Origin of the sequence: Achromobacter deleyi, from assembly GCF_016127315.1 — a bacterium.
In the GTDB taxonomy this organism is placed as follows: domain Bacteria; phylum Pseudomonadota; class Gammaproteobacteria; order Burkholderiales; family Burkholderiaceae_B; genus Achromobacter; species Achromobacter insuavis_A.
This window is the reverse complement of record NZ_CP065997.1, coordinates 5,817,763-5,844,011: the sequence shown is the minus strand read 5'-3', so window position 1 is coordinate 5,844,011 and position 26,249 is coordinate 5,817,763. Positions and strand designations below refer to the sequence as shown.

Sequence of the window (26,249 nt, the reverse complement as noted above, 5' to 3'; positions counted from 1 at the left end):
CGGGGCCGGGCCCCGGGGGATGGCCAATCCGGCCGCCAGGCGTTAGGCCTTGGGAATCGGAATTGGTTGCATGACCTGCTGCAATACCCCCAGCAGCAGTTCGCGCGAGCCTTCCCAGAAGATCTGCACGCCCAGGCACAGCATGATGAAGGCCGACATGCGCATGAACACGGCGGTGCCATTATCGCCCAGCCGGTGCAGCATCTGCGCCGCGAAGCGCAGGCAGACGTACAAAGTCAGCGAAACGACCACGATGCCAGGGATCGAGCCGCCCAGCCGCAGCAGGCTCAGCACGTGGTTCTGGTCGCGCAGCGACACGCCCACGGTGATGGCCGCGGCGATCGAGCCGGGGCCGCAGCTGATGGGGAAGGTGAGCGGATAGAACGCGCGCGCCTTGGCCATTTCCGGGGTGAACGACTCGGCCATGCGGGCCACGCGTTCGGTGTCGGCGTCGGGCGAATTCACCAGGCGCCAGGCGCTGGCCATGACCAGCATGCCGCCGCCCACGCGCACGATCGATAGCGAGATGCCGAAGAAGCTCAGCAGCACGTTGCCGGCCACCATGGCGACGATGAGCATCAGTCCGACATTGACGGCGACGCGCTTGGCCAGCACCGTGCGGGTGGCGGACGAGGCGCCTTCGGTCAGGGACAGGAAGATGGGCGCGATCGCCGGCGGATTCAGGAACGGCAGCAGCGTCGCCAGCGCGAAAAAGAAGCTGGTCCCCAGCACCCGCAGGTATTCGTTTAGCTCCATCGCACGGTATCGCCAAGCCGAAAACCGGATTGTATGCGGTCGGCGGCTGTCTGGCGATGGGCCGCGGGTCCGGCTTCAGGCGGCCTGTTGCCGGACCTCGTCGCCGGCCAGCGCATCGAGGATGTCGCGCTCGAACTGCATCTGGCTGCGCGGCCGCGTCAGCGCCGCGCCATCGACGATGAAGACGTCTTCGACGCGGTCGCCCAGCGTCATGATCTTGGCCATCAGCAGGTTCACTTCATGCCGGGCGAAGACCCGCGCCAGGGCGTGCAGCAGGCCGGGGCGGTCGGTCGCGGTGACCGACAGGCGCCACGAGGTGCTGCGCTCGTCCGGCTGCAATTCGGCCTGCGGCATGATCGGGAACACCCGCGACATGCGCGACTGGCGGCCGCGGCCGTAATAGCCGCCGCGCGTCACGGGGGCCTGGGCGGCCGCCTTGGCGTCCTTCAGGCGTTCGGCCAGCTCATGCTCGACCAGCGTGGCCTGCGCGCGCAGGTCGCTGGCGCCCTCGGGCAGCAGCACGATGAAGCTGTCCAGCGCCCAGCCGTGGCGGGTGGTGTGGATGCGGGCGTCCTGCACCGACAGCGACTTGGCGTCGAAGTAGCCGCAGATCGCCACGAACAGGTCGGGCACGTCGCGCGTGTAGACCATGATCTGCAGGCCTTCGCCCTGCTCGGTGGGGCGGGCGCGGACCACCGCGTGGGCCGGCGCCACCTGGTGATACAGATGGCGCGTGTGCCAGGCGATGTCGGAGGCGTCGTGGCGCAGGAAATAGGCCACGTCGAGCTGGTTCCAGAAGGCTTCGCGAGCGTCGTCGCGCAGGCCGGCCAGGCGGGTCAGGCGCGCGGCCTCCTCGCGGCGTTCGGTCAGCACGGTGTGGGCGTCGGCGTGGGCGCCGCCCAGCGCCGCCAGCGTCAGCTTGTACAGGTCCTCGAGCAGCTTGCCTTTCCAGGCGTTCCAGACCTTGGGGCTGGTGCCGCGGATGTCGGCCACCGTCAGCAGGTAGAGCGCGGTCAGGTGGCGCTCGTCCTTGACCGTGGCGGCGAAGTCCTGGATCACGGCGGGGTCCGACAAATCGCGCTTTTGCGCCACGGCCGACATCAGCAGGTGCTGGCGCACCAGGAACTCGACCAGTTTGGTGTCTTCCGGCTCCATGCCGTGGTCGTGGGCGAACTTGCGCACCTCGCGCGCGCCCAGCTCGGAGTGGTCGCCGCCGCGGCCCTTGGCGATGTCGTGGAACAGCGCCGCCACGTATAGCAGCCAGTGCCGGTCCAGGCCGGCGATCAGCTGGCTGGCCAGCGGATATTCCTGGGCATGCTCGGGCATGGTGAAGCGGCGCAGGTTGCGCACCACCGCCAGCGTGTGCTGGTCCACCGTGTAGGCATGGAACAGGTCGTGCTGCATCTGGCCGACGATGCGGCGGAACACCGGCAGGTAGCGCGGCAGGATGTTCAGCATGGTCATGCGGCGCAGCTCGTGCACGACGCCGCGCGGCTGCTGCAGGATCTGCAGGAACAGTTTGCGGTTGACCGGATTGCGGCGGAACTGCGCGTCGATGCGATGGCGCGAGTGCCAGATGGCGCGCAGCGTGCGCGCCGACATGCCGGTCAGCTCGGGATGCTGCTGCATCACCAGGAAGGCGCGCAGCAGCAGCGTGGGGTTCCGTTCGAAGCCGTCGTCGCGGATGATGTCGAGGCGGTCGCGCAGGTTGCGGAAGTCGTCGTCGATGTCGCGCGCGTCGCTGTCGGGGCGCGGGAACAGGCGTTCCTCGATGTTCTGCACCAGGATGCCGTTGAGCTGCGTCACCAGGCGCGCCGCCCAGTAGTAGCGCTGCATCAGCAGTTCGCTGCCGCGCCGGGTGGCGGTGGCGTGGATGCGGTAGACCTCGGCCAGGGCCGGCTGCAGGTCGAACAGCACGCGGTCTTCGCGGCGCCGGGCCAGCAGGTGCAGCTCGATGCGCAGGCGCTTGAAGGCCTGCTCGGCCTTGCGCAGGTCGCGCGCCTCGGACGAGGTCAGCAGGCCGGCCTGCGCCACCGCGCGCCAGTTCTCGCCGAAGCCGGCCGCGCGCGCCATCCACAGGATCACCTGCAGATCGCGCAGGCCCCCGGGCGATTCCTTGCAATTGGGTTCGAGCGCGTAGGGCGTGTCCTGGTAGCGCGCGTGGCGCTGCTGCATCTCGACGCGCTTGGCGCGGAAGAACGCGCGCGCATCCAGCCGTGACTGGGTGGCGGCCTCGAACTTCTTCATCAGCGTGCGGCTGCCGGCCAGCCAGCGCGATTCGAGCAGCGCGGTTTCCACCGTGATGTCGGCGTCGGCCTCGCGCTCGCAATCCTCGATGGTGCGCACGCTGTGGCCGGGCTCCAGGCCCAGGTCCCAGAGCGAGGCCACCAGGCGCTCGATGGCGGATTCATCCTCGGCGGTGGGGGCGTGCGGCAGCAGGATCAGCAGGTCGACGTCCGAGTGCGGATACAGCTCGCCGCGGCCATAACCGCCCACGGCCGCCAGCGTGGCGCCGACCGGCAGGGGATAGTGCTTGACCAGGTCGCGCAGCGCCGCGTCGACGATGCGGCGCAGTTCGCCCAGCAGCGTGTCGGGGCGTTCGTGCTCGCGGAACTGGGCCACCGCGGCCCGCCGGGATTCCTGGATGCGTTCGCGCAGGGTGCTGAGGATGTCGGCGGTCATGGTGGCGGGCGGCCGGCGGTCAGACGGCGGGGATGATGATCGGTTCGGTGATGAAGGCGGGCGGCTGCGGCATGCCGGGCGACAGGGTCAGGACCTCGTAGCCGGTGTCGGTGACGCAGACAGCATGCTCCCATTGGGCCGACAGGCTGTGGTCGCGCGTCACCACCGTCCAGCCGTCGGACAACTGGCGGATCTCGCGGCGGCCGGCGTTGATCATCGGCTCGATGGTGAACAACATACCCGTCACCAATTTCACGCCGGTACCCGGCTTGCCGTAGTGCAGCACCTGCGGGTCTTCGTGGAAGCGCTGGCCGATGCCGTGGCCGCAGAATTCCCGCACCACCGAGAAGCCGTTGGCCTCGGCGTGCTTCTGGATGGCGTTGCCGATGTCGCCCAATGTGGCCCCATTTTTGACCTGCTGGATGCCTTTCCACATGCACTCGAAGGTGATGTCGGTCAGGCGGCGCGACAGGATCGACTGTTCGCCCACCGGGTACATGCGGCTGGTGTCGCCGAACCAGCCGTCCTTGATGATGGTGACGTCGATATTGAGGGAGTCCCCGTTTTTCAGGGCCTTGTCGCCGGGAATGCCGTGGCACACTTGGTGGTTGACCGAGGTGCAGATGGCGCCGGGGAAGGGCGGATAGCCGGGCGGGGCGTAGCCGACGGTGGCGGACTTCACCTTGAGCTCGTCGGTCAGGTATTCCAGGCAAAGGCGGTCCAGTTCCCCGGTGGTGACGCCAGGCTTGACGTGGGGGGTGATGAAATCGAGGACTTTGGCGGCGTCCTGGCAGGCCGCGCGCATCTTGGCCAGGTCGGCCGGATTGGTAATGGTGCCCATGGAATGACTGACGGATCTCGCTTGAATGTCTGCTTGAAAGAATAGTAGAATTATAGGCTTCCCTAAAATTTTGGGGAGCAATCTGGGTAGCGGCAAGCGCCGATCCCGGCGGGTGGGGATGGAATCATCCAGGTCACCCGGTTGGTTGTCTGATTTAGTACGTTGGGCTGCACTGCATCTTGTGAGATCGGTGGCGGGCTTCGGAGTTTCATCGCAAGCGAAGGTTGTGGTGGAAAGTCGAGCCAGTCGCCAGGTTCCGGGAGGCTTGCGCGGCACAGCGGGCGAAAGCGGGCGGCGGGCCGGGGCGGTCGGGTCGGTTGCATCGACACAGGTCGGGGCGCTGCGTGCTCGCAAGCCCGGTCATGTTTTCGAGCAGCGATGCAGGTTCAAGGTGGCTGCCGGCTTAAGTTCTTGGAAATGTCGGGAAACCGGTGTTTTCTCAAAGAAATGCCCCCGGCGACTGATGCGCGTGATGGCTGAAAAGCCATCCGGCCGCGAGGCCAGGACGCGAGTGAACTGGATTTCGCTGCCAACAAAACAGGTCCGGGTGCGCTGGAAGAAACTGCCAGGAATTTCCTGGCGGGTCGGACGGCGCGATGCGTGCAGGCAGGGCAAGGCGCTTCGTCGTGGCGGCCGTCTGGGTTTATCGCGGCAGCGTAGCAAGAGGCGCGAGGGGCAAATCGCCCGGCAGCGTCGGAGTATTGCGGCAGTGATCGGCCGGCCCGGTTAAAATCGTTTTCTATCCCGCATGTGCGGGAAATCGCGCGCAACACCACCCAGGGTGTCAGCCACAGGCTGATGCAGGTGCGGCGCAAGAAATCAACCCTTGGAGAAAGTTATGTCTTTGATGCGCGAAATGCTGGAAGCGGGTGTCCACTTTGGTCACCAGACCCGCTACTGGAACCCCAAGATGGCCCCCTTCATCTTCGGCCATCGCAACAAGATTCACATCATCAACCTGGAAAAGACGGTTGATAAGTACCAGGAAGCCACCAAGTTCGTGAAGCAGCTGGCTGCTCGCGGTGGCAACATCCTGTTCGTCGGCACCAAGCGCGCTGCCCGCGAGCTGGTCGCTTCCGAAGCCGCCCGTTGCGGCATGCCCTTCGTCGACGCCCGCTGGCTCGGCGGCATGCTGACCAACTTCAAGACGGTCAAGACCTCGGTCAAGCGCCTGAAGGACATGGAAGCCGTGGTCGCCGAAGGCGGCGCCGAGCGCATGATCAAGAAGGAAGGCCTGCTGTTCCAACGCGAACTGGACAAGCTGAACAAGTCGATCGGCGGCATCAAGGACATGAACGGCCTGCCCGATGCCATGTTCGTGATCGACGTCGGCTACCACAAGATCGCCATCGCCGAAGCCAAGACCCTGGGCATCCCCGTGGTCGCCGTGGTTGACACCAACCACTCGCCCGACGGCATCGACTACGTGATCCCCGGCAACGACGACTCGGCCAAGGCCATCGCGCTGTACGCCAAGGGCATCGCCGACGCCGTGCTGGAAGGCCGCGAACAGAACCTGAACGGTCTGGTCGAAGAAATCGGTGAAGGTCAGGAAGAGTTCGTCGAAGTGCAGGACAACCAGGCCTAAGCCTGCTGTCATGTCCGGCGGTTAGTGTCTGGGGGCGGTCGCGGAATGCGGCGTGCCCCCGCCTCGCCGGCAGTGCGAAGGTGGGCTCCCATCTTCCTCATCCGCAGCTTGCGGACGTCTCATCGAATCACACCAATGCCCCGGCCCGCCGGGGCATGTCTTAGCAAAATTTGGAGCTAACATGGCTGAAATTACCGCCGCCCTGGTCAAGGAACTGCGCGAGAAGACCGATGCGCCCATGATGGAGTGCAAGAAGGCCCTGACGGAAGCCGAAGGCGACCTGGCCCGCGCTGAAGAAATCCTGCGCGTCAAGCTGGGCAACAAGGCCAGCAAGGCTGCCGCCCGCGTCACCGCCGAAGGCCTGATCGGCCTGTTCATCTCGGCCGACGCCAAGCAAGGCGCCGTCATCGAAGTGAACTGCGAAACCGACTTCGTTGCCAAGAACGACGACTTCGTCGCTTTCGTCAACAAGCTGGCCGAGCTGGTCGCCACGCAGAACCCCGCCGATGTGGCCGCCCTGTCGGCGCTGCCCTACGGTGAAGGCACCATCGAATCGACCCGTACCGCCCTGATCGGCAAGATCGGCGAAAACATCTCGATCCGCCGCTTCGAGCGCATCCAGACCCCGAACGCGCTGGCCAGCTACGTGCACGGCGGCAAGATCGGCGTGCTGGTGGAATACGCCGGCGCCGAGGAAGTGGGCAAGGACCTGGCGATGCACATCGCCGCGACCAAGCCGAAGGCCCTGAACGCCGACGGCGTGAACCCGGCCGACATCGCCGCCGAACGCTCGGTCGCCGAACAGAAGGCCGCCGAATCGGGCAAGCCGGCTGAAATCGTCGCCAAGATGGTCGAAGGCTCGGTGCAGAAGTTCCTGAAGGAAGTGACGCTGATGTCGCAACCGTTCGTCAAGGACGACAAGAACACGGTCGAACAGATGCTCAAGGCCAAGGGCGCCTCGATCACCAAGTTCGTGCTGTTCGTCGTCGGCGAAGGTATCGAGAAGAAGACCAGCGACTTCGCCGCTGAGGTTGCCGCCGCCGCCGCCGGCCGCGCCTGATCTCAGGGTAGTGCTTAGAGGCCGGCGCTAGATTATTCTAGTCCGGCCTATTTCTTGTCTTAAACTTTCGTCGGATTGTTCTTCGGGATATCACCTATGAGCAGCAGATCATACAAACGGGTTCTTCTCAAACTTTCCGGCGAGGCGCTGATGGGCGATGATGCATTCGGCATCAATCGCGCCACCATCGTCCGCATGACCGATGAGATCGCCGAAGTCGCCGCCACCGGCGTCGAACTGGCCATCGTCATCGGCGGTGGCAACATCTTCCGTGGCGTCGCCCCGGGTGCGCAGGGCATGGACCGCGCCACCGCCGACTACATGGGCATGATGGCCACCATCATGAACGCGCTTGCCCTGCAGGACGCGCTCAAGCACAAGGGTATCGACACCCGCGTGCAATCGGCCCTGAACATCGACCAGGTCGTCGAACCGTACATCCGCCCCAAGGCCCTGCGTTACCTCGAAGAAGGCAAGGTCGTCATCTTCGCCGCGGGCACCGGCAACCCGTTCTTCACGACCGATACCGCGGCCGCCCTGCGTGGCGCCGAGATCGGTGCGGAGATCGTGCTGAAGGCCACCAAGGTCGACGGCATCTACAGCGCGGATCCCAACAAGGATCCTTCCGCCACGCGCTATGCGCGCATCAGCTTCGACGAAGCCATCGTCCGCCGCCTGGAAGTCATGGACGCCACGGCGTTCGCGCTGTGCCGCGACCAGAAGCTGCCGATCAAGGTGTTTTCGATCAATAAGTCGGGCGCGCTCAAGCGCGTCGTCAGCGGCGAAGACGAAGGCACGTTGGTACACGTTTAAAGAAAAGGAATATCCATGAGCGTCGCAGAAATCCGCAAATCCGCCGAAGCCAGGATGGCCAAGTCGCTTGACACGCTCAAGACCAACCTGGCCAAGATCCGCACGGGCCGCGCCCACACCGGCATCCTGGACCACGTGCAGGTCGAGTACTACGGTTCGCCCGTGCCGATCAGCCAGGTCGGCAACGTGAACCTGATCGACGCGCGCACCATCAGCGTCCAGCCCTACGAAAAGAGCATGGCCGCCGCGATCGAGAAGGCCATCCGCGAATCGGACCTGGGCCTGAATCCCATGTCGCTGGGCGACAGCATCCGCGTGCCGATGCCGGCGCTGACGGAAGAGCGTCGCCGCGACCTGACCAAGGTCGTGCGTAGCGAAGGCGAGGACGCCAAGGTGGCCGTGCGCAACCTGCGCCGCGAAGCCAACGACACGCTCAAGAAGCTGGTCAAGGACAAGGAAATCTCCGAGGACGACGAGCGTCGCGCCCAGGACGACGTCCAGAAGCTGACGGACCGCAACGTGGCCGACATCGACAAGATGGTCACGCAGAAAGAAGCGGAAATCATGACCGTATAATCCTTGCAGGGCCGGAGCGGGCAGTCAGCCGCCCCGGCGCCAGGATTTTTGCCTTCGCGCCGTCCTATCCATTGCTTCGCAGCACACTGACGCAGCGGTGGATCGACGGCGCGGGTTTTTCCCCGTATTCCCTGTTTTACGCCGGTCGACGGCGCTCCCCAGACCCATGGCAACCAGTTCTACCCAGGCGGTTCCCGATACCCGCGACATCCCGGAGCACGTGGCCATCATCATGGATGGCAACGGCAGATGGGCGACGCGGCGGCTGTTGCCGCGCACGGCCGGACATGCCAAGGGTGTGCAGGCGGTGCGTCGCGTGGTCGAGGCCTGCGGCCGGGCGGGCGTGCGCTATCTGACGCTGTTCGCCTTCAGTTCCGAGAACTGGCGCCGGCCCGCCGAGGAAGTGTCGCTGCTGATGCGCCTGTTCGTGCAGGCGCTGGAGCGCGAAGTCGGCAAGCTGGAAGAGCAGGGCGTGCGCCTGCACGTCATCGGTGACCTGTCCGCGTTCGAGCCGCGCCTGCAGGAACTGATCTTCGCCGCGCAGGCCCGCACCGCCCACAATGATCGCCTGCACCTCACGGTGGCGGCCAACTACGGCGGCCGCTGGGACATCCTGCAGGCCACCCGCGCCATGCTGGCGGCCGAGCCGGCCCTGGCGACGCAACCGCAACTGGTCGACGAAGCACGGCTGGCGCGGCATCTTTCCATGTCCTGGGCGCCCGAGCCCGATCTGTTCATCCGCACCGGCGGCGAGCAGCGCATTTCCAATTTCCTGATCTGGCAGATGGCGTACGCGGAGTTCTACTTCACCGACCGCTACTGGCCGGATTTCGGCGCCGACGAGCTGCGCCAGGCGTTCGATTGGTACCGGACGCGCGAGCGCCGTTTCGGCCGCACCAGCGCCCAGCTCACCGAGATCGGCGAAAAATAGTCCGGCTGCGGCCCGCCGCGCCCCGCGCGCGGCGGCTGTGGGCCGACCCGAGGAGATCGTCACCATGTTGGGCCAGCGTATCGTTACCGCCATCGTCCTGCTCGCCGTCCTGGCGGCCGCGATGATGAGCGCCAATCCCTGGTGGTTCGTGGCGCTGCTGGCGCTGGCGGCTGCCTGCGCCAATTGGGAGTGGCTGCGCCTGACGCTGCCGCAACCGCCTTCGCCCGTGATCGCCGCGGGCATTCCCATCCTGTTGTTCGCGGCCATGCTGGCCCTGGCGTCGGCCTGGCTGTCGGGCCAGCGCGATGGCATCGCGGATCCGTCCTGGATCCTGCGCTACGCCGCGCCGCTGGTCGCCGTGGTCTGGCTGTTCGGCGCCACCGCCGCGGTCGTGCGCGGCCGTTCGGACGCCGCGCCGGCGAGCCTGGCGTGGTCGCTGTTTTCGGTGCCCGCCGCGTTCACCGCCTGGGCGGTGCTGGCGCAGATGTTCATGGCGCGCGGCGCCGCCTTCGTGGTGTCGCTGCTGGCCCTGGTGTGGGTCGCCGATATCGCCGCCTATTTCGCCGGCCGCGCGTTCGGGAAGCGTAAACTGGCGCCGCGGGTCAGCCCCGGCAAGACGGTGGCCGGCGCGGTCGCCGGCGTGCTGGGCGCGGTCATCTGGATCGGCCTGTCGAGCTTGTGGGACGGCACCTTCGGCCACGCGCTGGTGGCGCACTGGTCGTTCTGGCTGGCGCTGCCGATCGCCGCGCTGCTGGGCGTGCTGTCCATCATCGGCGACCTGTTCGAGTCGTTGCTCAAGCGCCGCGCGGGCCGCAAGGATTCCAGCGCGCTGCTGCCGGGCCACGGCGGGGTCTATGACCGTATCGACGCGATCCTGCCGGTCGCGCCGTTGGCGCTAATCTTGTCTGGAGTGTTGTTTTGACGGCTTTTCAACGCGTCGTGGTGCTGGGATCGACCGGCTCGATTGGCGAGAGCACGCTGGACGTGATCGCGCGCCATCCGGACCGCCTGGCGGTGTATGCCCTGTCCGCCTACAGCCGCATGGAGCGGCTGGCCGAGCAGGCGCTGGCCAGCCAAGCCGCGGTGGTGGTGGTGCCCGACGGCAAGGCGCGTGACAAGTTCTTGGCGGCCTGGCCGGCCGGCCAGGCCGCGCCGGATATCCGGGTCGGCGCGCGGGCCCTGGCCGACACGGCGGCCGACGCGCAGTGCGATGCGGTCATGGCGGCCATCGTCGGCGCTGCCGGCCTGCCCGCGGCCCTGGCGGCGGCGCGCGCCGGCAAGCGGGTCTTGCTGGCCAACAAGGAAGCCCTGGTCGCCGCAGGTTCCCTGTTCATGCAGGCAATTCGCGACAACGGCGCCGAATTGCTGCCGATCGACAGCGAACACAATGCGATTTTCCAGTGCCTGCCGCATGGCGGCCGGGCCGGGGCGCCGGATGCGCCGGCGCCGGGCGTGCGCCGGCTGCTGCTGACCGCCTCCGGCGGCCCGTTCCGCGGCCGCGACCTGGAAGACCTGCACGAGGTGACGCCGGCCCAGGCCTGCGCCCACCCGAACTGGAGCATGGGCCGCAAGATCTCGGTCGATTCCGCCACCATGCTGAACAAGGGCCTGGAGGTGATCGAGGCGCACTGGCTGTTCGCCATGCCGGCCGACCGCATCGAGGTCGTGGTGCATCCGCAGAGCGTGATCCACTCCATGGTCGAATATGACGACGGGTCGATCCTGGCGCAGCTGGGCCAGCCCGACATGCGCACGCCGATCTCCTACGGCCTGGGCTTTCCCGAACGCCTGGACAGCGGCGTGGGGCCATTGGACCTGACCCGCCTGGGCCGGCTCGACTTCGAAAAGCCGGACCTGGCGCGATTCCCGTGCCTGGCGCTGGCGTTCGCGGCGCTGCGGGCCGGGCAGGGCGCGTGCATCGCCCTGAACGCCGCCAACGAGGTGGCGGTGGAAGCCTTCCTGGCGGGCCGCCTGGGGTATACCTGGATACCGCGGGTTATCGAGGCGACCCTGGAGTGGCAGGGGGGGCAATCATCTGTTACGCTCAACAGTCTTGACGATGTGCTGGCGCTGGATGCCGCCGCGCGCGTTTACGCCGGCAATCTCGGCCTGGCGTGATGGCGCACGGACCGTTCCCGCACCGTGCGCCGTTCATCCCCTGCGTTGATTCCTTGATTTCCTGACCCTGATGCTTTTCACCCTGCTGGCCTTTGCCGTCGCGCTTGGCTCCCTGATCATTTTCCATGAGTTGGGGCACTATTGGGTGGCGCGGCTGTGCGGCGTCAAGGTGCTGCGCTTCTCCGTCGGCTTCGGCAAGGTGGTCCTGCGCCGTACCGACCGCCATGGCACCGAATGGGCCCTGTCGGCCTTGCCGCTGGGCGGCTACGTCAAGATGCAGGACGATGCCCCGGTCGGCGCCAGCCCGGCCGAAGCGGCGGGCGCCTTCAACAACAAATCCGTCGGCAAGCGCATCGCCATCGTTGCCGCTGGTCCCATTTTCAATCTCATCCTCGCGGTCTTCCTGTATGCCGGCCTGAACATGGCGGGCACCGAAGAACCGGTGGCCGTCGTCGCCCAGCCCGAGGCCGGGACGCCCGCCGCGCGCGCCGGCCTGGCCGCGGGCGACCGCATCCTGTCCATCGACGGCCAGGAAGTCGTGTCCTGGCCCGACGCCCGCTGGCGCCTGATGGACGTGATGGCCACTGGCGGCCGTACCCAGATCGAAGTCGCCACGCCCGGCGGCGGCTCGCAGCAGCGCGAAGTGACCCTGCCGGCCAATGCCATGGACCCGGCCGGCGGCGATCCGCTGCTGGCCGCCGGCATCAGCCTGGTCCGGCCCAAGCCCGCCGTGCGCGTCGTCAACGACGGCGGCGAAGGGCAGGCGGCCGGCCTGCGCCCGGGCGACCTGATCGTGGCCGTCAATGGCCAGCCCACCCCGGATACCGGCAAGCTCGTCCAGCAGATCCAGGAAAGCGCGGGCAAGGCGCTGGCGCTGACGCTGGTGCGCGACGGCGCCCAGATCACCCTGAATGCCACGCCGCGCGCCGAAACGGTCAATGGCCAGGTCGTCGGCCGACTCGGCGTCCAGCTGGGCGGCGACGTGGCCACGGTGACGGTGCGCTATGGCGTCTTCGACAGCCTCTGGCGCGGCGCCGTCCGCACCTGGGACACCGCCCTGTTTTCGCTGCGCATGATGGGCCGCATGGTCACGGGCGACGTTTCCTGGCGCAACGTCAGCGGCCCGGTCACGATCGCCGATTATGCCGGCCAGACCGCCCGGATCGGCATTGTTGCGTATATCGCCTATATCGCGTTGATCAGTATCAGCCTGGGCGTACTAAATTTGCTTCCCATTCCTATGCTGGATGGTGGCCATCTGCTGTACTATCTCGTCGAAATTGTGCGGGGCAGTCCGCCGCCCGCACGGTGGATCGATATCGGACAGCGCGCAGGCATTGGTTTATTGGCAAGCCTGATGGGGCTTGCGTTGTTCAATGATTTCACGCGCTTGTTCACTTAAGCGCCAATTAGCATAAAATCCCCCGCCATTTGCACGACCGAGGATACTCAAGGATGTCTTTTCGCCGGATGTTTCATCACAAAAAGGGTGTACTGCCGGGCATAGTGCCGAGTCTGATCGCCGCATTGCTGCTGCCAGGCATGGCTCACGCCTTCGACCCTTTTGTCGTGCGGGATATCCGCGTAGAGGGGATCCAGCGAACCGACGCGGGCACCGTGTTCGGTTATCTGCCCGTCAAGGTCGGTGAGAAATTCACCGAGGAAGAAGCCACCGAGGCCGTGCGCCGCCTGTACGGCACGGGGTTTTTCACCGACGTGCAGATCCAGACCGACAATAATGTCGTGGTCGTGGTGGTCCAGGAACGTCCGACGATTGCATCCGTGAATTTCAACGGCATGCGCGAATTCGATTCCAAGGCCATCACCAAGTCGCTGGGGCAGGTGGGTTTCGCCGAGGGCCGCATTTTCGACCGCTCGATGCTCGAGCGCGCCGAATACGAACTCAAGCAGCAGTATCTGTCCAAGGGCAAGTACGGCGTCGAGGTCACCTCCACCGTCACGCCGCTGCCGCGCAACCGCGTTGGCGTGAGCTTCGACGTGTTCGAAGGCTCGGTCGCCCGCATCCAGGAAATCCGCTTCGTCGGCAACAAGGCCTTCTCTGAAAGCGACCTGCTCGACGAATTCAAGCTGACCACGCCGGGCTGGCTGACCTGGTACACCGACACCGACAAGTACTCGCGCGAAAAGCTCGAGGGCGACCTCGAGCGCCTGCGCTCGTTCTACCTGGACCGCGGCTACCTCGAATTCACCGTCGAGCCGCCCCAGGTCACGATCTCGCCCGACCGCAAGGACATCCGCATCACCATCACGGTCCATGAAGGCGAGCCGTACAAGGTGCGCAGCGTCAAGCTGGCCGGCAACCTGATCGGCCTGGACAAGGAAATCAACGACCTCGTCAAGATCAAGCCGGACGAGACCTTCTCGGCGGCCAAGGCCAACGATTCGGCCAAGGCGATCACCGACTACCTGGGTGAACTGGGCTACGCGTTCGCCAACGTCAACCCGAACCCGCAGCTGGACCGCGCCAAGCACGAGGCCGACCTGACGTTCTACGTCGATCCGAGCCGCCGCGTGTACGTGCGCCGCATCCAGATCGGCGGCAACACCCGCACGCGCGACGAAGTCGTGCGCCGCGAAATGCGCCAGCAGGAAGCCGCCTGGTACGACGCCAAGGACATCAAGACCTCGCGCGACCGCGTCGACCGCCTGGGCTACTTCAGCGACGTCAACGTCAAGACCGATCCGGTGCCGGGTTCGCCCGACCAGGTCGACGTCAACGTCGACGTGAAGGAAAAGCCCACCGGCATGATCAACCTGGGCGTGGGCTACGGTTCGTCTGAAAAAGCGATCCTGTCGGCCGGTATCAGCGAAGACAACGTGTTCGGCAGCGGCACCAACCTGACGCTGCAGTTGAACACCAGCAAATCCAACCGCGCCGTGGTGCTGTCGCACACCGACCCGTACTGGACCAAGGACGGCATCAGCCGCACCACGTCGGCGTACTACCGCGTGACCGAGCCCTGGAACAACAACGACGGCGACTACCGCGTCAAGTCCATGGGCCTGGGCATGAACTTCGGCGTGCCGATCTCCGAATACGACCGGATCTTCCTGGGCGCCAACCTCGAGCGCAACCAGATCGATCTGTTCTCGAATTCGCCGCTGGCCTACCGCAACTTCGTCGACCAGTACGGCGATGCGACCAACTCGGTGATCTTCACCGCCGGCTGGTCCAACGACACCCGCGACAGCGCCCTGGCGCCGACCAAGGGTTCGTACACCCGCTTGAAGAGCGACTTCTCGACGGTCGACCTGAAGTACTACATGCTCACCGGCCAGCAGCAGTACTTCATCCCGCTGGGCGGCTCGTACACCCTGGCGCTGAACGGCATGGTCGACTGGGGCCAGAGCTACGGCGGCAAGGACTACCCGATCATCAAGGACGTGTACGCCGGTGGTATCGGCACGGTGCGCGGCTACGAAGGTTCGTCGCTGGGTCCGCGCGACCCGGTCACGGGCGACTACCTGGGTGGTTCGCGCCGCATCGTGGCGAACGCCCAGCTGTACCTGCCGTTCCCGGGCGCGTCCAAGGACCGCACGCTGCGCTGGTTCATCTTCAGCGACGCGGGCCAGGTGGGCGCGGGCAGCGGCCTGTCTTGCACCAACGGCAAGCCGGGCAGCGAGGTCGACGATCCGTGCGGCTGGCGTTTCTCGGCCGGTATCGGCCTGTCGTGGCAGTCGCCGATGGGCCCGCTGCAACTGTCGTACGCGCGTCCGCTCAATGCCAAGCCGGGCGACGACAAGCAGAGCTTCCAGTTCCAGATCGGGACCGGGTTCTAAGCACTGGCGTTACGCTTGAAAACAAGGGAGGGACCCCCTGGTCCGGCTCCCTTGCCGTTTAGTGGCACAATACATACTTTGGCTTTGCCTTACTGGAAGGTGAGATTTTCATGATGTCTGACTTCGCACTTAAATCATCGAATTCGCCGCGCGTTAATCGTCGTGGCAAGTTGGGCGGCTCCATTGCCCTGGTGGGTGCGCTCATTCTCGGTTCCGTCGCGGCGGTGCCCGCTCAGGCTCAAAACACCAAGATCGGCTTCGTCAATACCGAGCGGATCTTGCGTGAGTCCGGCCCGGCCAAGACGGCGCAAAGCAAGATCGAAGCCGAATTCAAGAAGCGTGACGACGAACTGCAGCGTCTGAACACCAGCCTGCGTTCGCAAGCCGAGAAATTCGACAAGGACGCGCCCGTGCTGTCCGAGTCCGACCGCGTCAAGCGCCAGCGCGAGCTGTCGAACCTGGATACCGACCTGCAGCGCAAGCGCCGCGAATTCCAGGAAGACTTCAACCGCCGCCGCAACGAAGAGTTTTCCAGCATCGTGACGAAGGCCAACGAGGCCATCAAGCGCATCGCTGAACAGGAAAACTACGACCTGATCATCCAGGACGCCGTCACGGTCAACCCGCGCATCGACATCACCGACAAGGTGATCCAGAGCCTGGGCAAGTAAGCTGCAGTCGCCGTATGCCGGTTCTACTGGATCTTGCCCGCGCGCCGACGCTCGAAGCGCTGTTGAGCGCCGCCAATACCCAGGGCATGGACTGGCGCATCAGCGCGCCCGCTGGCGCAGACCCCTTGCGGGTCTGTGGCATCGGTACCCTGGCTTCGGCCAGCGGCCAGGAAATCAGTTTCCTGGCCAATCCCAAGTACCAGAGCCAGCTCGCCGCCACCCAGGCGGGGGCGGTGATCGTCTCGGCCGACGTGGCCGAGGCGCTGGAAGCCGCCGGCGCCGACCGGCCGCGCTTCACACTGGTCGTCTGCAAGCATCCCTATCTGCTGTACGCCCGCGTGGCGCAGTGGTTCGATGCCGCCCGGCGTCCGGCCCAGCCTGCGTCCACGCATCCCTCGGCCGTGGTCGCGCCTGACGCGCACATCGAGGAAGACGTGCGTATCGGTCCGAATTGCGTGATCGAATCGGGTGCGAGCATCGGCCGTGGCAGCGTGCTGGGCGCCAGCTGTGTCATCGGCGTCGGATCCTCGATCGGCCCCGATAGCCGCCTGCATGCGCACGTCACGCTGTACGAAGGCGTGAAGATCGGCGCGCGCGCCATCATCCACAGCGGCGCGGTGCTTGGCGCCGACGGCTTCGGTTTCGCGCCGGATCCGTCGCTGGGCAAGGGCGCCTGGGGCAAGATTCCCCAGCTGGGCGGGGTGTCGGTGGGCGACGACGTCGAAATCGGGGCCAATACGACCATCGACCGCGGCGCGCTCGAAGACACCGTCGTGGGCAACGGCGTCAAGCTCGACAACCAGATCATGGTGGCCCACAACTGCCGTATCGGCGCCTACACCGCGATCGCGGCGTGCGTCGGCGTGGCGGGGTCCACCAGCATCGGCGAGCGCTGCACCATCGGCGGCGCGGCCATGCTGTCGGGGCACCTGACGCTGGCTGACGATGTACACATTTCGGGCGGCACCGCGGTGACGTCCAACATTTCCAAGCCTGGCCGCTATACCGGGGTGTACCCGTATGCGGAACATGGCGAATGGCAGCGCAACGCCGCCGTGATACAACAGTTGGCGCAATTGCGCCGCCGCTTGCGGACGCTGGAAAAAGACTAGGGCGCCGCCATGCCGCCCTGGCGCTTGCGGCGCCGACAGATTTAATTCATTACGCAGGAATTCACAGAAAAATGGAACTCGACATCAAGGGGATCATGGAGAGGCTGCCGCATCGTTACCCGATGCTGCTGATTGATCGTGTCGTCGAAATGGTGCCCGGCAAATCCATCGTCGCCATCAAGAACGTCTCGATCAATGAACCGTTTTTCAACGGCCACTTTCCCCACCATCCGGTGATGCCGGGCGTGCTCATCGTGGAAGCGATGGCCCAGGCTTCGGCGTTGTTCTCGTTCACCGACGAGAACGGCGGCCTGAAGTGCGAAGGCGCCAAGACGGCCTACTACCTGGTCGGCATCGATGGCGCGCGTTTCCGCCGTCCGGTGGTGCCGGGCGACCAGTTGCGCATCGAGGTCGAAGCCGAGCGCCTGAGCCGCAGCATCTGTAAATACCAAGCGCGCGCCACCGTCGACGGACAGGAAGTGGCGTCGGCCAAGCTCATGTGCGCGATCCGTAGCCTGGAAGAGTAAATGGCAGGAAACATCCATCCTACCGCCGTCGTCGATCCGGCGGCGAAAATCGACCCCAGCGCGGTCATCGGCGCGTTCTGCGTCGTGGGACCCGATGTGACGATCGGCGCCGGCACCGAGCTCGGCCCGTATTGCATGGTCGATGGCGTGACCACCATCGGGCGCGACAACCGGTTCTACCGGTACTGCTCGATCGGCGGCATGCCGCAGGACAAGAAGTACAACGGCGAGCCGACCCGCCTGGTGGTCGGCGACCGCAACACGGTGCGCGAGTTCGTCACGCTGAACACCGGCACGGTGCAGGATGGCGGCGCCACCACGCTGGGCGACGACAACTGGATCATGGCCTACGTGCACGTGGCGCATGATTGCCATGTCGGCAGCCACACCATCCTGGCCAACTCGGTGCAGCTGGGCGGCCACGTCCACGTCGGCGACTGGGCCATCGTCGGCGGCCTGACCGGCGTGCACCAGTTCTCGCGCATCGGCGCCCACAGCATGACGGGCGGCAATAGCTCGTTGATGCAGGACACGCCGCCGTTCGTGCTGGCCGCGGGCAACCCGTGCCGTCCGGTCGGCGTCAACGTCGAGGGCCTGAAGCGCCGCGGTTTCACGCCGGCCCAGGTGTCGGCGCTGCGCGACGCCTACAAGATCATCTACCGCCGCGGCCTGTCGCTGGACGACGCGCGCGCCGAACTGCGCGCCCGCCAGCAGGCCGAGCCCGAAGTCGCCGAGCACCTGCAGACGCTGCTGGATTTCCTCGACGTCTCGTCCCGCGGCATCATCCGTCCATGAACATGCGGATCGGCATGGTGGCCGGCGAGCCTTCGGGCGATCTGCTGGCCGGCCGCATCATTGCCGGTCTGCAGCAGCGCGCCCCGGGCGTGCTGTGCGAAGGCATTGGCGGCCCGCAGATGGAGGCGCGCGATTTCGACACCTGGCACCCGATGCATGCGCTGACGGTGTTCGGCTATGTCGATGCGCTCAAGCGCCTGCCCAGCCTGTTGCGCACCTATCGCGACGTCTCGCGCCGCTGGCTGGCCGAGCCGCCGTCGGTGTTCGTCGGCATCGATGCGCCCGACTTCAACCTGCGCCTGGAGCACCAGTTGCGCCAGGCCGGCATGCCGACCGTCCATTTCGTCGGCCCCTCGATCTGGGCCTGGCGCTACGACCGCATCCACAAGATCCGCGAATCGGTGTCGCACATGCTGGTGCTGTTCCCGTTCGAGGAAGAGATCTACCGCAAGGAAGGCATTCCGGTGACCTATGTCGGCCACCCGCTGGCCGGCGCCGTGCCGATGCAGCCAGACCGCGCCGCCGCGCGCGCGCGACTCGGCATCGACCAGGACGCGCGCGTGCTGGCGATCCTGCCGGGTAGCCGTTCGTCCGAAATCCGCCTGCTGGCGCCGCGCTTCCTGCAAGCCGCGCAAATGCTGCAGAAGCGCGATCCGGCGCTGCAGTGCGTGGTGCCCATGGTCAACGACCAGCGCCGCGCCGAATTCCAGGCGATCCTGGCCAAGTACCCGGTGCCGGGGCTGCGCTGCGTCACCGCGCAGGACCTGCATGGCGCCGATGGCGATCGCCAGGCCCCGGTGGCGTGGTCGGTGATGGAAGCCAGCACCGCGGTGCTGGTGGCCAGTGGCACCGCCACCCTGGAAACCGCGCTGTACAAGCGGCCCATGGTGATTTCCTACGTGCTGTCGCCGCTGATGCGTCGCATCATGGCCTGGAAGTCCGGGCAGGAACGGCCCTATCTGCCGTGGGTGGGGTTGCCCAACGTGCTGCTGCGCGACTTCGCGGTGCCCGAGCTGCTGCAGGACGACGCCACGCCGGAGAAGCTGGCCGAGGCCACCTGGACGGCGTTGACCGACGAAGCCCTGGCGGCGCGCATCGAGGCGCGCTTCACGGCCCTGCACCAGGAGCTGCTGCGCGATACGCCGGCGCTCGCCGCCCAGGCGATCCTGGAGGTGGCCGGTGGAGCAGCCTGACCTGTTTGCCGCGCCGGCGCAGCCGGCATTGGTGACGGCCGGCGTCGACGAAGCCGGCCGGGGTCCGCTGGCGGGCGCCGTGTACGCGGCCGCCGTGATCCTGAATCCGGCCCGGACCATCGATGGCCTGGCCGATTCCAAGGTGCTGAAGGCCGCCACGCGCGAGGCGCTGGCGCTCGAGATCCAGGCGCATGCGCTGGCCTGGTGCGTGGCCAGCGCCAGCGTCGCCGAGATCGACAGCCTGAACATCCTGCGCGCCACCTTGCTGGCGATGCGCCGCGCCGTCGAGGGCCTGTCGCTGGCGCCCCAGTTGGCGCTGGTGGACGGCAACCAGGCGCCCAAGCTGGGTTGCACGGTGCAGACGGTGATCAAGGGCGACGCCCTGGTGCCGGCCATCTCCGCCGCGTCGATCCTGGCCAAGACCGCGCGCGACGCCGATCTGCTGCGTTTGCATACGCTCTATCCGCAATACGCCTTCGACCAGCACAAGGGCTACGGCACCGCGCTGCACCTGCAGATGCTGCGCGAACACGGCCCCTGCGCCGAGCATCGCCGCAGTTTCGCGCCCATCAAGGCCTTCGGCCTGGTTTCATGAAACACATCAGTTCCCGCGACAATCCCGCGGTCAAGGCGCTCGTCAAGCTGGCGGGCACCGCCGGCAAGCGCGGCGCGCCCGTGCTGCTGGACGGCGTGCACCTGTGCCAGGCGTGGCTGCAGCATCATGGCGCGCCGGACCAGGCCATCTTCGATGTCGAGCGACTGTCGCAGCCCGATATCGCGGCGCTGGCGGCGGCCGTGCCGGATGCCCGCTGCCTGGCGCTGGACGCCCGCCTGATGCAGGCGCTGGCCAGCGTCGAAAGCGGGCAGGGCGTGGCCTTCGTGGTGACGCCGCCGCTGCCGTCCCTGCCCGAGGCGGTGGACGAGAATTGCGTGCTGTTCGACCGCATCCAGGATCCGGGCAATGTCGGCACCTTGCTGCGCACCTGCGCGGCGGCCGGCGTCAAGCGCGTGTTCCTGGCCACCGGCACCGCCGCCGCGTGGTCGCCCAAGGTGCTGCGCAGCGGCCAGGGCGCGCATTTCGCGCTGGCGATCCACGAGCACGTGGACCTGCCGGCGCTGTTGCCGACCCTGGGCGTGCCGCTGGTGGCGACCGCGCTGGAAGGCGCCCAGGACCTGTATGCCGGGCGCCTGCCCGAGCGCTGCGCCTGGGTCTTCGGCCATGAGGGCCAGGGCGTGGCCGCCGAGTTGCTGGCGGCGGCGCGGCTCAAGCTGCGCATTCCCCATGACATGGCCGCGGTGGAGTCGCTCAATGTGGGCGCCGCCGCCGCCATCTGCCTGTTCGAGCAGCGCCGCCAGGCGCTGGCGGGCGCGGCGCGCTGATCCTCGGTGCGTGTCTGGATCCCTGTCGGGATCGATTGCCGATGTCCGCCTGATTCCGTCTGAGAGACGACCGGCCATGTCCGGCCGCAGTGGCTCGTCCATGGCCTCGATGCGGCCGATGCAATCCTGTGCTTCGAGTGGTGGCCGCGGCGCGCGACGGGCAACGCGTCGCGCGCGCCGGGCCGGCATATACTCGACGCTTTGCCGCTCCCAAGGTGTTCCATGGCGCCATTGCCGGTCGCTCATTCCCAGCCACGCCACGCCACGCGTGCGCGCTGCCAGTTGTTGCTTGCCGCCTGCCTGTGCGCGCTGGCGCTGGGCGGATGCGCCTCGGGCAAGCCGCAACGGGTCAGCCTGGTGCCGGTCGACATGACCGAATCGGCCGGCCGGCTGCAGCTGTCGCGCGAGGTGGTGGCCAAGCTGCCCAATGACGCCGCCGTGACGCTGCCTTCCGGCTCGCAATGGCGGCGGGCCGGCGCCATCGTGCAGGGCGACGTGTTCCGGCCGCTGGGCGGCCCGTTCTCGATCGCCTTGCCCCACCGGACTGACGCCTATCTGGTGGCCTCGTCCGGCAAGCTGGTGGGGTTCTACCTGCCCGTCGACAGCAGTTACATCGAGCTGTCGCGCCCGGTCGTCCTGCCCGGGGCCGTGCGGCAGTGACGGACTTTGCGCAGCCGGCAGGCGCCGGCTGTGCGACGCGTTGATCCTGGCGCGTTCCACCGGCCCCGGCGAAGCCCGCCCGGGCCGGCAGCTGCTCAGCCGCGATCCAGGCCGACTTCCTGCAGCACCGTAGTCGAGATCTCCTCGATCGACTTGGTGGTGGTGGACAGCCACGAAATGCCCTCGCGGCGCATCATGCGCTCGGCCTCGGCCACTTCATAGCGGCACTGCTCCAGCTGCGCGTAGCGGCTGTTGGGGCGGCGTTCGTTGCGCACCTCGGACAGGCGCTCGGGCTGGATCGACAGGCCGAACAGCTTGGCGCGGTGCGGGGCGATGGTCGAGGGCAGGGTGCCGCGCTCGAAATCATCGGGCGTCAGGGGGAAGTTGGCGGCCTTGATGGCGTACTGCATGGCCAGGTACAGGCTGGTCGGGGTCTTGCCGCAGCGCGACACGCCCACCAGGATGACGTCGGCCTGGTCCAGCTGGTTGACGAACTGGCCGTCGTCGTGCGCCAGGCTGAAATTGATGGCGTCGATCCGGTTGCGGTACTTTTCCGAATTGGCCTGCATGTGCGAGCGGCCGATGGAGTGGCTGGATTTCAGCCCCAGCGCCTGCTCGATATGGCTGACGAAAGTGCCGAACAGGTCCAGGAAAATCCCGTTCGCCTGGCGAACACGGGCCAGGATGTCGGGATTGACCAGGGTGCTGAAGACAATCGGCGGCACGCCGGCTTCGAGGGCGCTGCGGTCGATGCGCATGGCCACTTCAGCGGCTTTTTCGAGCGTGTCGACAAACGGCAGCCGCACGGGCTTGAAATCGACTTGCTCGAACTGGGAAAGCACCGACTGGCTGAAGGTTTCCGCGGTGATGCCGGTGCTGTCGGAAACGATGTATACCGTGCGTACGATCGGGGTAGATGTCATATGTAAAAATTCCAACCAGGCGGATGGCCGGATGTGCTCCTCCGAGTACAATCAGGCCCCTATAAGTCACCCCAAGGGCGGTCCAAGGCCAGTTTGGTCAGCGCAGGCGGATCGACGAATTCCCGGCGGTAGCCGGCGTCGAATCTGCATTGACCAAACTCGCTTTCATTCCATTGTAAAAGGTGACTTCAATGTCGTATGTTGTTTTGTTCGAGCAGCTCCGCATGACGGACGTGGACTCGGTAGGAGGCAAGAACGCATCACTAGGCGAAATGATCAGCCAGCTGTCTGGCGCGGGTGTCCGCGTGCCGGGCGGCTTTGCCACGACCGCTGACGCCTTCCGCGACTTCCTCCAGGCCTCCGGCCTGGACAAGCGCATCGCCGAACGCCTGACCACGCTGAACCCCGAAGACGTGCGCGAGCTGGCCAACGCCGGCGCGCAGATCCGCCAATGGATCGTCGAGGCCCCGTTCTCGGCCGAATTCGAAGCCCAGATCCGCGACGCCTTCGCCAAGCTCGACGCTGATGGCAAGGGCTCGTTCGCCGTGCGCTCGTCGGCCACGGCCGAAGACCTGCCCGACGCCTCGTTCGCCGGCCAGCAGGAAACCTTCCTGAACGTCGTCGGCATCGATGACGTGCTGGACAAGATCCGCCACGTGTTCGCCTCGCTCTACAACGACCGCGCCATCTCCTACCGCGTGCACAAGGGCTATGCCCACGCCGATGTGGCCCTGTCGGCCGGCATCCAGCGCATGGTGCGTTCGGACAAGGGCAGCGCCGGCGTGATGTTCACCATCGACACCGAATCGGGCTTCCAGGATGTGGTGTTCATCACCTCGTCGTACGGCCTGGGCGAAACCGTGGTGCAGGGCGCCGTCAACCCCGACGAGTTCTACGTCTTCAAGCCCACGCTGGCCCAGGGTCATTTCCCGATCGTCGGCCGCCGCATCGGCTCCAAGTTGATCAAGATGGAATTCGACCCCGAGCGTCCGGAAGGCCGCGCCGTGCGCACGGTCGACGTGCCGGTGTCCGAGCGCAACCGCTACTCGCTGACCGATGACGAGGTCAACGAACTGGCGCGCTACGCCGTCATCATCGAGAAGCACTACGGCCGTCCGATGGACATCGAGTGGGGCCGCGACGGCGTCGACGGCAAGATCTACATCCTGCAGGCGCGCCCGGAAACGGTGAAGTCGCAGCAGGGCGTCAACGACGTGCAGCAGCGCTACCGCCTGAAGGCCACCGGCCAGGTCCTGATCACCGGCCGCGCCATTGGCCAGAAGATCGGTTCGGGTCCGGTGCGCGTGGTCGGCGACATCTCCGACATGGACAAGGTCCAGCCCGGCGACGTGCTGGTCACCGACATGACCGATCCCAACTGGGAACCCGTCATGAAGCGCGCTTCGGCGATCGTGACCAACCGTGGCGGCCGTACCTGCCACGCGGCCATCATCGCGCGCGAGCTCGGCATTCCGGCCGTGGTGGGTTGCGGCAACGCCACCGACCTGCTCAAGGAAGGCCAGGCCGTGACCGTGTCGTGCGCCGAGGGCGACGAAGGCCGCATCTATGACGGCCTGATCGAGACCGAGGTCGAGGAAGTGCGCCGCGGCGAAATGCCCGCCATCGACCTGAAGATCATGATGAACGTGGGCAACCCCCAGCTGGCGTTCGACTTCGCCCAGATCCCCAACGGCGGCGTCGGCCTGGCACGCCTGGAATTCATCATCAACAACAACATCGGCATCCACCCGAAGGCGGTGCTGGACTACCCGAACGTTGATGGCGAGCTGAAGAAGGCCGTGGAATCGGCCGCCCGCGGCCATGCCAGCCCGCGCGCCTTCTTCGTCGAGAAGATGGCCGAAGGCGTGGCCACCATCGCGGCGGCCTTCTACCCGAAGCCCGTGATCGTGCGCATGTCGGACTTCAAGTCCAACGAGTACCGCAAGCTGGTCGGCGGTTCGCGCTACGAGCCCGAGGAAGAGAACCCGATGCTGGGCTTCCGCGGCGCCTCGCGCTACATCGCCGACGACTTCGCCGAGTGCTTCCGCATGGAATGCGAAGCGCTCAAGAAGGTGCGCGATGACATGGGCCTGACCAACGTCGAGATCATGGTGCCGTTCGTGCGCACCCTGGGCCAGGCGGAAAAGGTGGTCAACCTGCTCGCCAAGCACGGCCTGGCGCGCGGCGAGAACGGCCTGAAGCTGATCATGATGTGCGAAGTGCCCTCCAACGCCATCCTGGCCGACGAGTTCCTGCAGTACTTCGACGGCTTCTCGATCGGTTCGAACGACATGACCCAGCTGACCCTGGGCCTGGACCGCGACTCCGGCATGGAACTGCTGGCGGCCGATTTCGACGAACGCGACGAGGCCGTCAAGTTCATGCTGCGCCGCGCGATCAAGGCTTGCCTGGCGGCCAACAAGTACGTCGGCATCTGCGGCCAGGGCCCCAGCGATCACCCGGATTTCGCGCAGTGGCTCAAGGATGAAGGCATCCTGTCGATGTCGCTGAACCCGGACACGGTGGTCGACACCTGGCAGCGCCTGGCGAAGCAGTAAGTCGCCCGCGTTGTGACGCAAACCCCCGCATTCGAAAGAAGCGGGGGTTTTTTCTTGGGGCGGCTTCGCGGCCTGCCAGCCGTTGTCTGCCGCGTCTAGCTTCGTGGTGCGGCGGGCGCGCCGCGGCGCGTCTCGCCGGGCTGCGGCCGGCCTGGCCGGCGCCGCCTGGGCAGATACAGGTAGAGCCCCGTGACCAGCACGGCGATGGTCGCCAGGTCCAGCAAGGCCCAGATCAGCTTGAGCGGCAGGCCGGCGTAGTTGCCGAAATGCAGCGGCCGCGAACCTTCCAGCAGCCACATGTACCAGGGCGGCGGATCCGCGTCGAGCAGCGCGCCGTCGGCGATGCGCACCACGACCGGTTGCAGCAGGTGCCGCGTCAGCGGCGTGCGGCCCTGCATGAAGACGGTACAGGCGCCGTCGGACGAGAACAGCGAACCGGGCAGCGCCAGGAAGCTGACGTCGCGAGCCGGCAGCGTGCGCCGGGCCAGGTCGACGGCGGCCTGCAGCGGCCGGGCGACCGGCGGACCGGGCGGCGGGGCGGCCAACTGCCGGCTGGCCGCGTGCGTGCGCCAGGCGCCAAAGACGAAGGAATCGAGGGTGTTGATCGCGCCGCTCAGTCCGACCACGGCCAACCAGACCAGCAGCACCATGCCCAGCAGATTGTGCAGGTCCAGCATGCGCAGCAGCCGCGAACGCCGCTTGCGCACGGTGCCGAACGGCGTCTTGCGCATGAAGCCGCCGTACAGCGCCACACCGGAAACCAGCGATACCAGCAGCAGCGCGCCCATGACGGCCAGGATCAGGCTGCCCGGCATGCCCAGCAGCATGTCGGTATGCAGCCGCAACAACAGGGCCATCGGCCCGCCATGGCGCCAGTCTTTTTCGCTCCAGGCCTCGCCGGTGATCACGGGGCCGCGCGCATCGACCAGCGCGAAGGGCCTCTGGCCGGGCGCGCCGGGGCTCAGCCCGAAACGGTACTGGTGAGGTTCATCCAGCCAGACGATGAAGCGGATGTCACGGCGCGGGTATTGCTCGCGCACCTGCGCGGCCATGGCATCCACGTCCCGTGGCGCGGCCGCCTGCCGCGCGGGCGGAACACTGGCGGGGGTGTCGAACCAGGCGTCGATCTCGTCATGGAAGATCAGCGGCAGCCCGGTCAGGCACAGCATCAGCAGGAACAGCGTGCATGCCAGGCTGGACCACGTATGGAGCCATCGCCAGGTGCGCAGGCGAGGCGGGGCGTCGGTGCTCATGCCGGGGCCGC

24 protein-coding genes are annotated in these 26,249 nt (G+C 66.5%); 18 read left to right on the top strand and 6 right to left on the bottom strand.

Features of this window, described 5'->3' with window-relative positions; all coding sequences use genetic code 11:
- Positions 1-42 precede the first annotated feature (42 nt).
- The 4 genes from I6I07_RS26300 to I6I07_RS26285 form a co-directional block, all read right to left on the bottom strand.
- On the bottom strand, positions 43-756 hold the full coding sequence (locus tag I6I07_RS26300; protein ID WP_198484333.1) for a MarC family protein: 714 nt from the start codon (positions 754-756) through the stop codon (positions 43-45).
- A 75-nt stretch (positions 757-831) separates the two neighbouring features.
- The gene (locus tag I6I07_RS26295) at positions 832-3,438 is read right to left on the bottom strand and encodes a [protein-PII] uridylyltransferase (RefSeq protein WP_198484332.1); all 2,607 of its coding nucleotides are present in this window, start codon (positions 3,436-3,438) and stop codon (positions 832-834) included.
- A gap of 19 nt (positions 3,439-3,457) precedes the next feature.
- Positions 3,458-4,279, bottom strand: a complete 822-nt coding sequence (gene map / locus I6I07_RS26290) for a type I methionyl aminopeptidase (RefSeq protein ID WP_198484331.1) — start codon at positions 4,277-4,279, stop codon at positions 3,458-3,460.
- 360 nt (positions 4,280-4,639) lie between these two features.
- Positions 4,640-4,894, bottom strand: a complete 255-nt coding sequence (locus tag I6I07_RS26285; protein ID WP_198484330.1) for a hypothetical protein — start codon at positions 4,892-4,894, stop codon at positions 4,640-4,642.
- A 223-nt stretch (positions 4,895-5,117) separates the two neighbouring features.
- Here I6I07_RS26285 and rpsB point away from each other — a divergent pair, with 223 nt between their 5' ends.
- From rpsB to I6I07_RS26200, 17 genes are all read left to right on the top strand, one after another.
- Entirely contained in the window at positions 5,118-5,867 is a 750-nt protein-coding gene (gene rpsB, locus I6I07_RS26280) for a 30S ribosomal protein S2 (RefSeq protein WP_054476904.1), read from the top strand.
- Positions 5,868-6,048: 181 nt separating this feature from the next.
- Positions 6,049-6,927, top strand: a complete 879-nt coding sequence (gene tsf, locus I6I07_RS26275) for a translation elongation factor Ts (protein WP_006394494.1) — start codon at positions 6,049-6,051, stop codon at positions 6,925-6,927.
- A 96-nt stretch (positions 6,928-7,023) separates the two neighbouring features.
- Positions 7,024-7,740 (top strand): UMP kinase, encoded by a 717-nt coding sequence (pyrH, locus tag I6I07_RS26270; RefSeq protein WP_006394495.1) that lies wholly within the window; start codon positions 7,024-7,026, stop codon positions 7,738-7,740.
- 15 nt (positions 7,741-7,755) lie between these two features.
- The gene (frr, locus tag I6I07_RS26265; RefSeq protein WP_006394496.1) at positions 7,756-8,316 is read left to right on the top strand and encodes a ribosome recycling factor; all 561 of its coding nucleotides are present in this window, start codon (positions 7,756-7,758) and stop codon (positions 8,314-8,316) included.
- A 166-nt stretch (positions 8,317-8,482) separates the two neighbouring features.
- Entirely contained in the window at positions 8,483-9,247 is a 765-nt protein-coding gene (uppS, locus tag I6I07_RS26260) for a polyprenyl diphosphate synthase (RefSeq protein WP_061071508.1), read from the top strand.
- A 64-nt stretch (positions 9,248-9,311) separates the two neighbouring features.
- On the top strand, positions 9,312-10,169 hold the full coding sequence (locus tag I6I07_RS26255) for a phosphatidate cytidylyltransferase (protein WP_198484329.1): 858 nt from the start codon (positions 9,312-9,314) through the stop codon (positions 10,167-10,169).
- Entirely contained in the window at positions 10,166-11,365 is a 1,200-nt protein-coding gene (locus tag I6I07_RS26250) for a 1-deoxy-D-xylulose-5-phosphate reductoisomerase (protein ID WP_198484328.1), read from the top strand. The genes I6I07_RS26255 and I6I07_RS26250 overlap by 4 nt, the downstream gene beginning before the upstream one ends.
- A 70-nt stretch (positions 11,366-11,435) precedes the next feature.
- A complete protein-coding gene (gene rseP / locus I6I07_RS26245; RefSeq protein WP_198484327.1) occupies positions 11,436-12,767 on the top strand; it encodes an RIP metalloprotease RseP in 1,332 nt (443 codons plus the stop codon).
- 53 nt (positions 12,768-12,820) lie between these two features.
- Complete coding sequence (gene bamA, locus I6I07_RS26240) at positions 12,821-15,166, top strand: outer membrane protein assembly factor BamA (RefSeq protein WP_198484326.1); 2,346 nt, start codon at positions 12,821-12,823, stop codon at positions 15,164-15,166.
- Positions 15,167-15,276: 110 nt separating this feature from the next.
- Positions 15,277-15,837, top strand: a complete 561-nt coding sequence (locus I6I07_RS26235) for an OmpH family outer membrane protein (RefSeq protein WP_035360323.1) — start codon at positions 15,277-15,279, stop codon at positions 15,835-15,837.
- A gap of 14 nt (positions 15,838-15,851) precedes the next feature.
- Complete coding sequence (lpxD, locus tag I6I07_RS26230; protein ID WP_198484325.1) at positions 15,852-16,949, top strand: UDP-3-O-(3-hydroxymyristoyl)glucosamine N-acyltransferase; 1,098 nt, start codon at positions 15,852-15,854, stop codon at positions 16,947-16,949.
- Between the two features lie 71 nt (positions 16,950-17,020).
- Positions 17,021-17,476 carry a 3-hydroxyacyl-ACP dehydratase FabZ gene (gene fabZ / locus I6I07_RS26225; RefSeq protein WP_006385190.1) on the top strand — a complete coding sequence of 152 codons (456 nt, stop codon included), beginning with the start codon at positions 17,021-17,023 and terminating at the stop codon, positions 17,474-17,476.
- Positions 17,477-18,271 carry an acyl-ACP--UDP-N-acetylglucosamine O-acyltransferase gene (gene lpxA, locus I6I07_RS26220; RefSeq protein ID WP_198484324.1) on the top strand — a complete coding sequence of 265 codons (795 nt, stop codon included), beginning with the start codon at positions 17,477-17,479 and terminating at the stop codon, positions 18,269-18,271. It abuts the gene before it with no gap.
- Positions 18,268-19,464, top strand: coding sequence for a lipid-A-disaccharide synthase (gene lpxB / locus I6I07_RS26215; RefSeq protein ID WP_198484323.1), 1,197 nt, complete (start codon positions 18,268-18,270; stop codon positions 19,462-19,464). Before lpxA ends, lpxB begins: the two co-directional genes overlap by 4 nt.
- On the top strand, positions 19,451-20,059 hold the full coding sequence (rnhB, locus tag I6I07_RS26210; RefSeq protein WP_198484322.1) for a ribonuclease HII: 609 nt from the start codon (positions 19,451-19,453) through the stop codon (positions 20,057-20,059). The genes lpxB and rnhB overlap by 14 nt, the downstream gene beginning before the upstream one ends.
- Positions 20,056-20,844, top strand: a complete 789-nt coding sequence (locus I6I07_RS26205) for a TrmH family RNA methyltransferase (protein WP_198484321.1) — start codon at positions 20,056-20,058, stop codon at positions 20,842-20,844. The genes rnhB and I6I07_RS26205 overlap by 4 nt, the downstream gene beginning before the upstream one ends.
- 222 nt (positions 20,845-21,066) lie before the next feature.
- Positions 21,067-21,504: a hypothetical protein gene (locus I6I07_RS26200; protein ID WP_232625756.1), complete on the top strand. Its 438-nt coding sequence runs from the start codon at positions 21,067-21,069 to the stop codon at positions 21,502-21,504.
- Positions 21,505-21,599: 95 nt separating this feature from the next.
- Here the strand turns inward: I6I07_RS26200 and ppsR are convergent, their stop codons facing one another.
- Entirely contained in the window at positions 21,600-22,427 is an 828-nt protein-coding gene (gene ppsR, locus I6I07_RS26195) for a pyruvate, water dikinase regulatory protein (protein ID WP_054431142.1), read from the bottom strand.
- A gap of 191 nt (positions 22,428-22,618) precedes the next feature.
- Here ppsR and ppsA point away from each other — a divergent pair, with 191 nt between their 5' ends.
- The gene (gene ppsA, locus I6I07_RS26190) at positions 22,619-24,985 is read left to right on the top strand and encodes a phosphoenolpyruvate synthase (protein ID WP_198484320.1); all 2,367 of its coding nucleotides are present in this window, start codon (positions 22,619-22,621) and stop codon (positions 24,983-24,985) included.
- 95 nt (positions 24,986-25,080) lie between these two features.
- Here the strand turns inward: ppsA and I6I07_RS26185 are convergent, their stop codons facing one another.
- A complete protein-coding gene (locus I6I07_RS26185; protein WP_198484319.1) occupies positions 25,081-26,238 on the bottom strand; it encodes a PepSY-associated TM helix domain-containing protein in 1,158 nt (385 codons plus the stop codon).
- Positions 26,239-26,249: the final 11 nt, after the last annotated feature.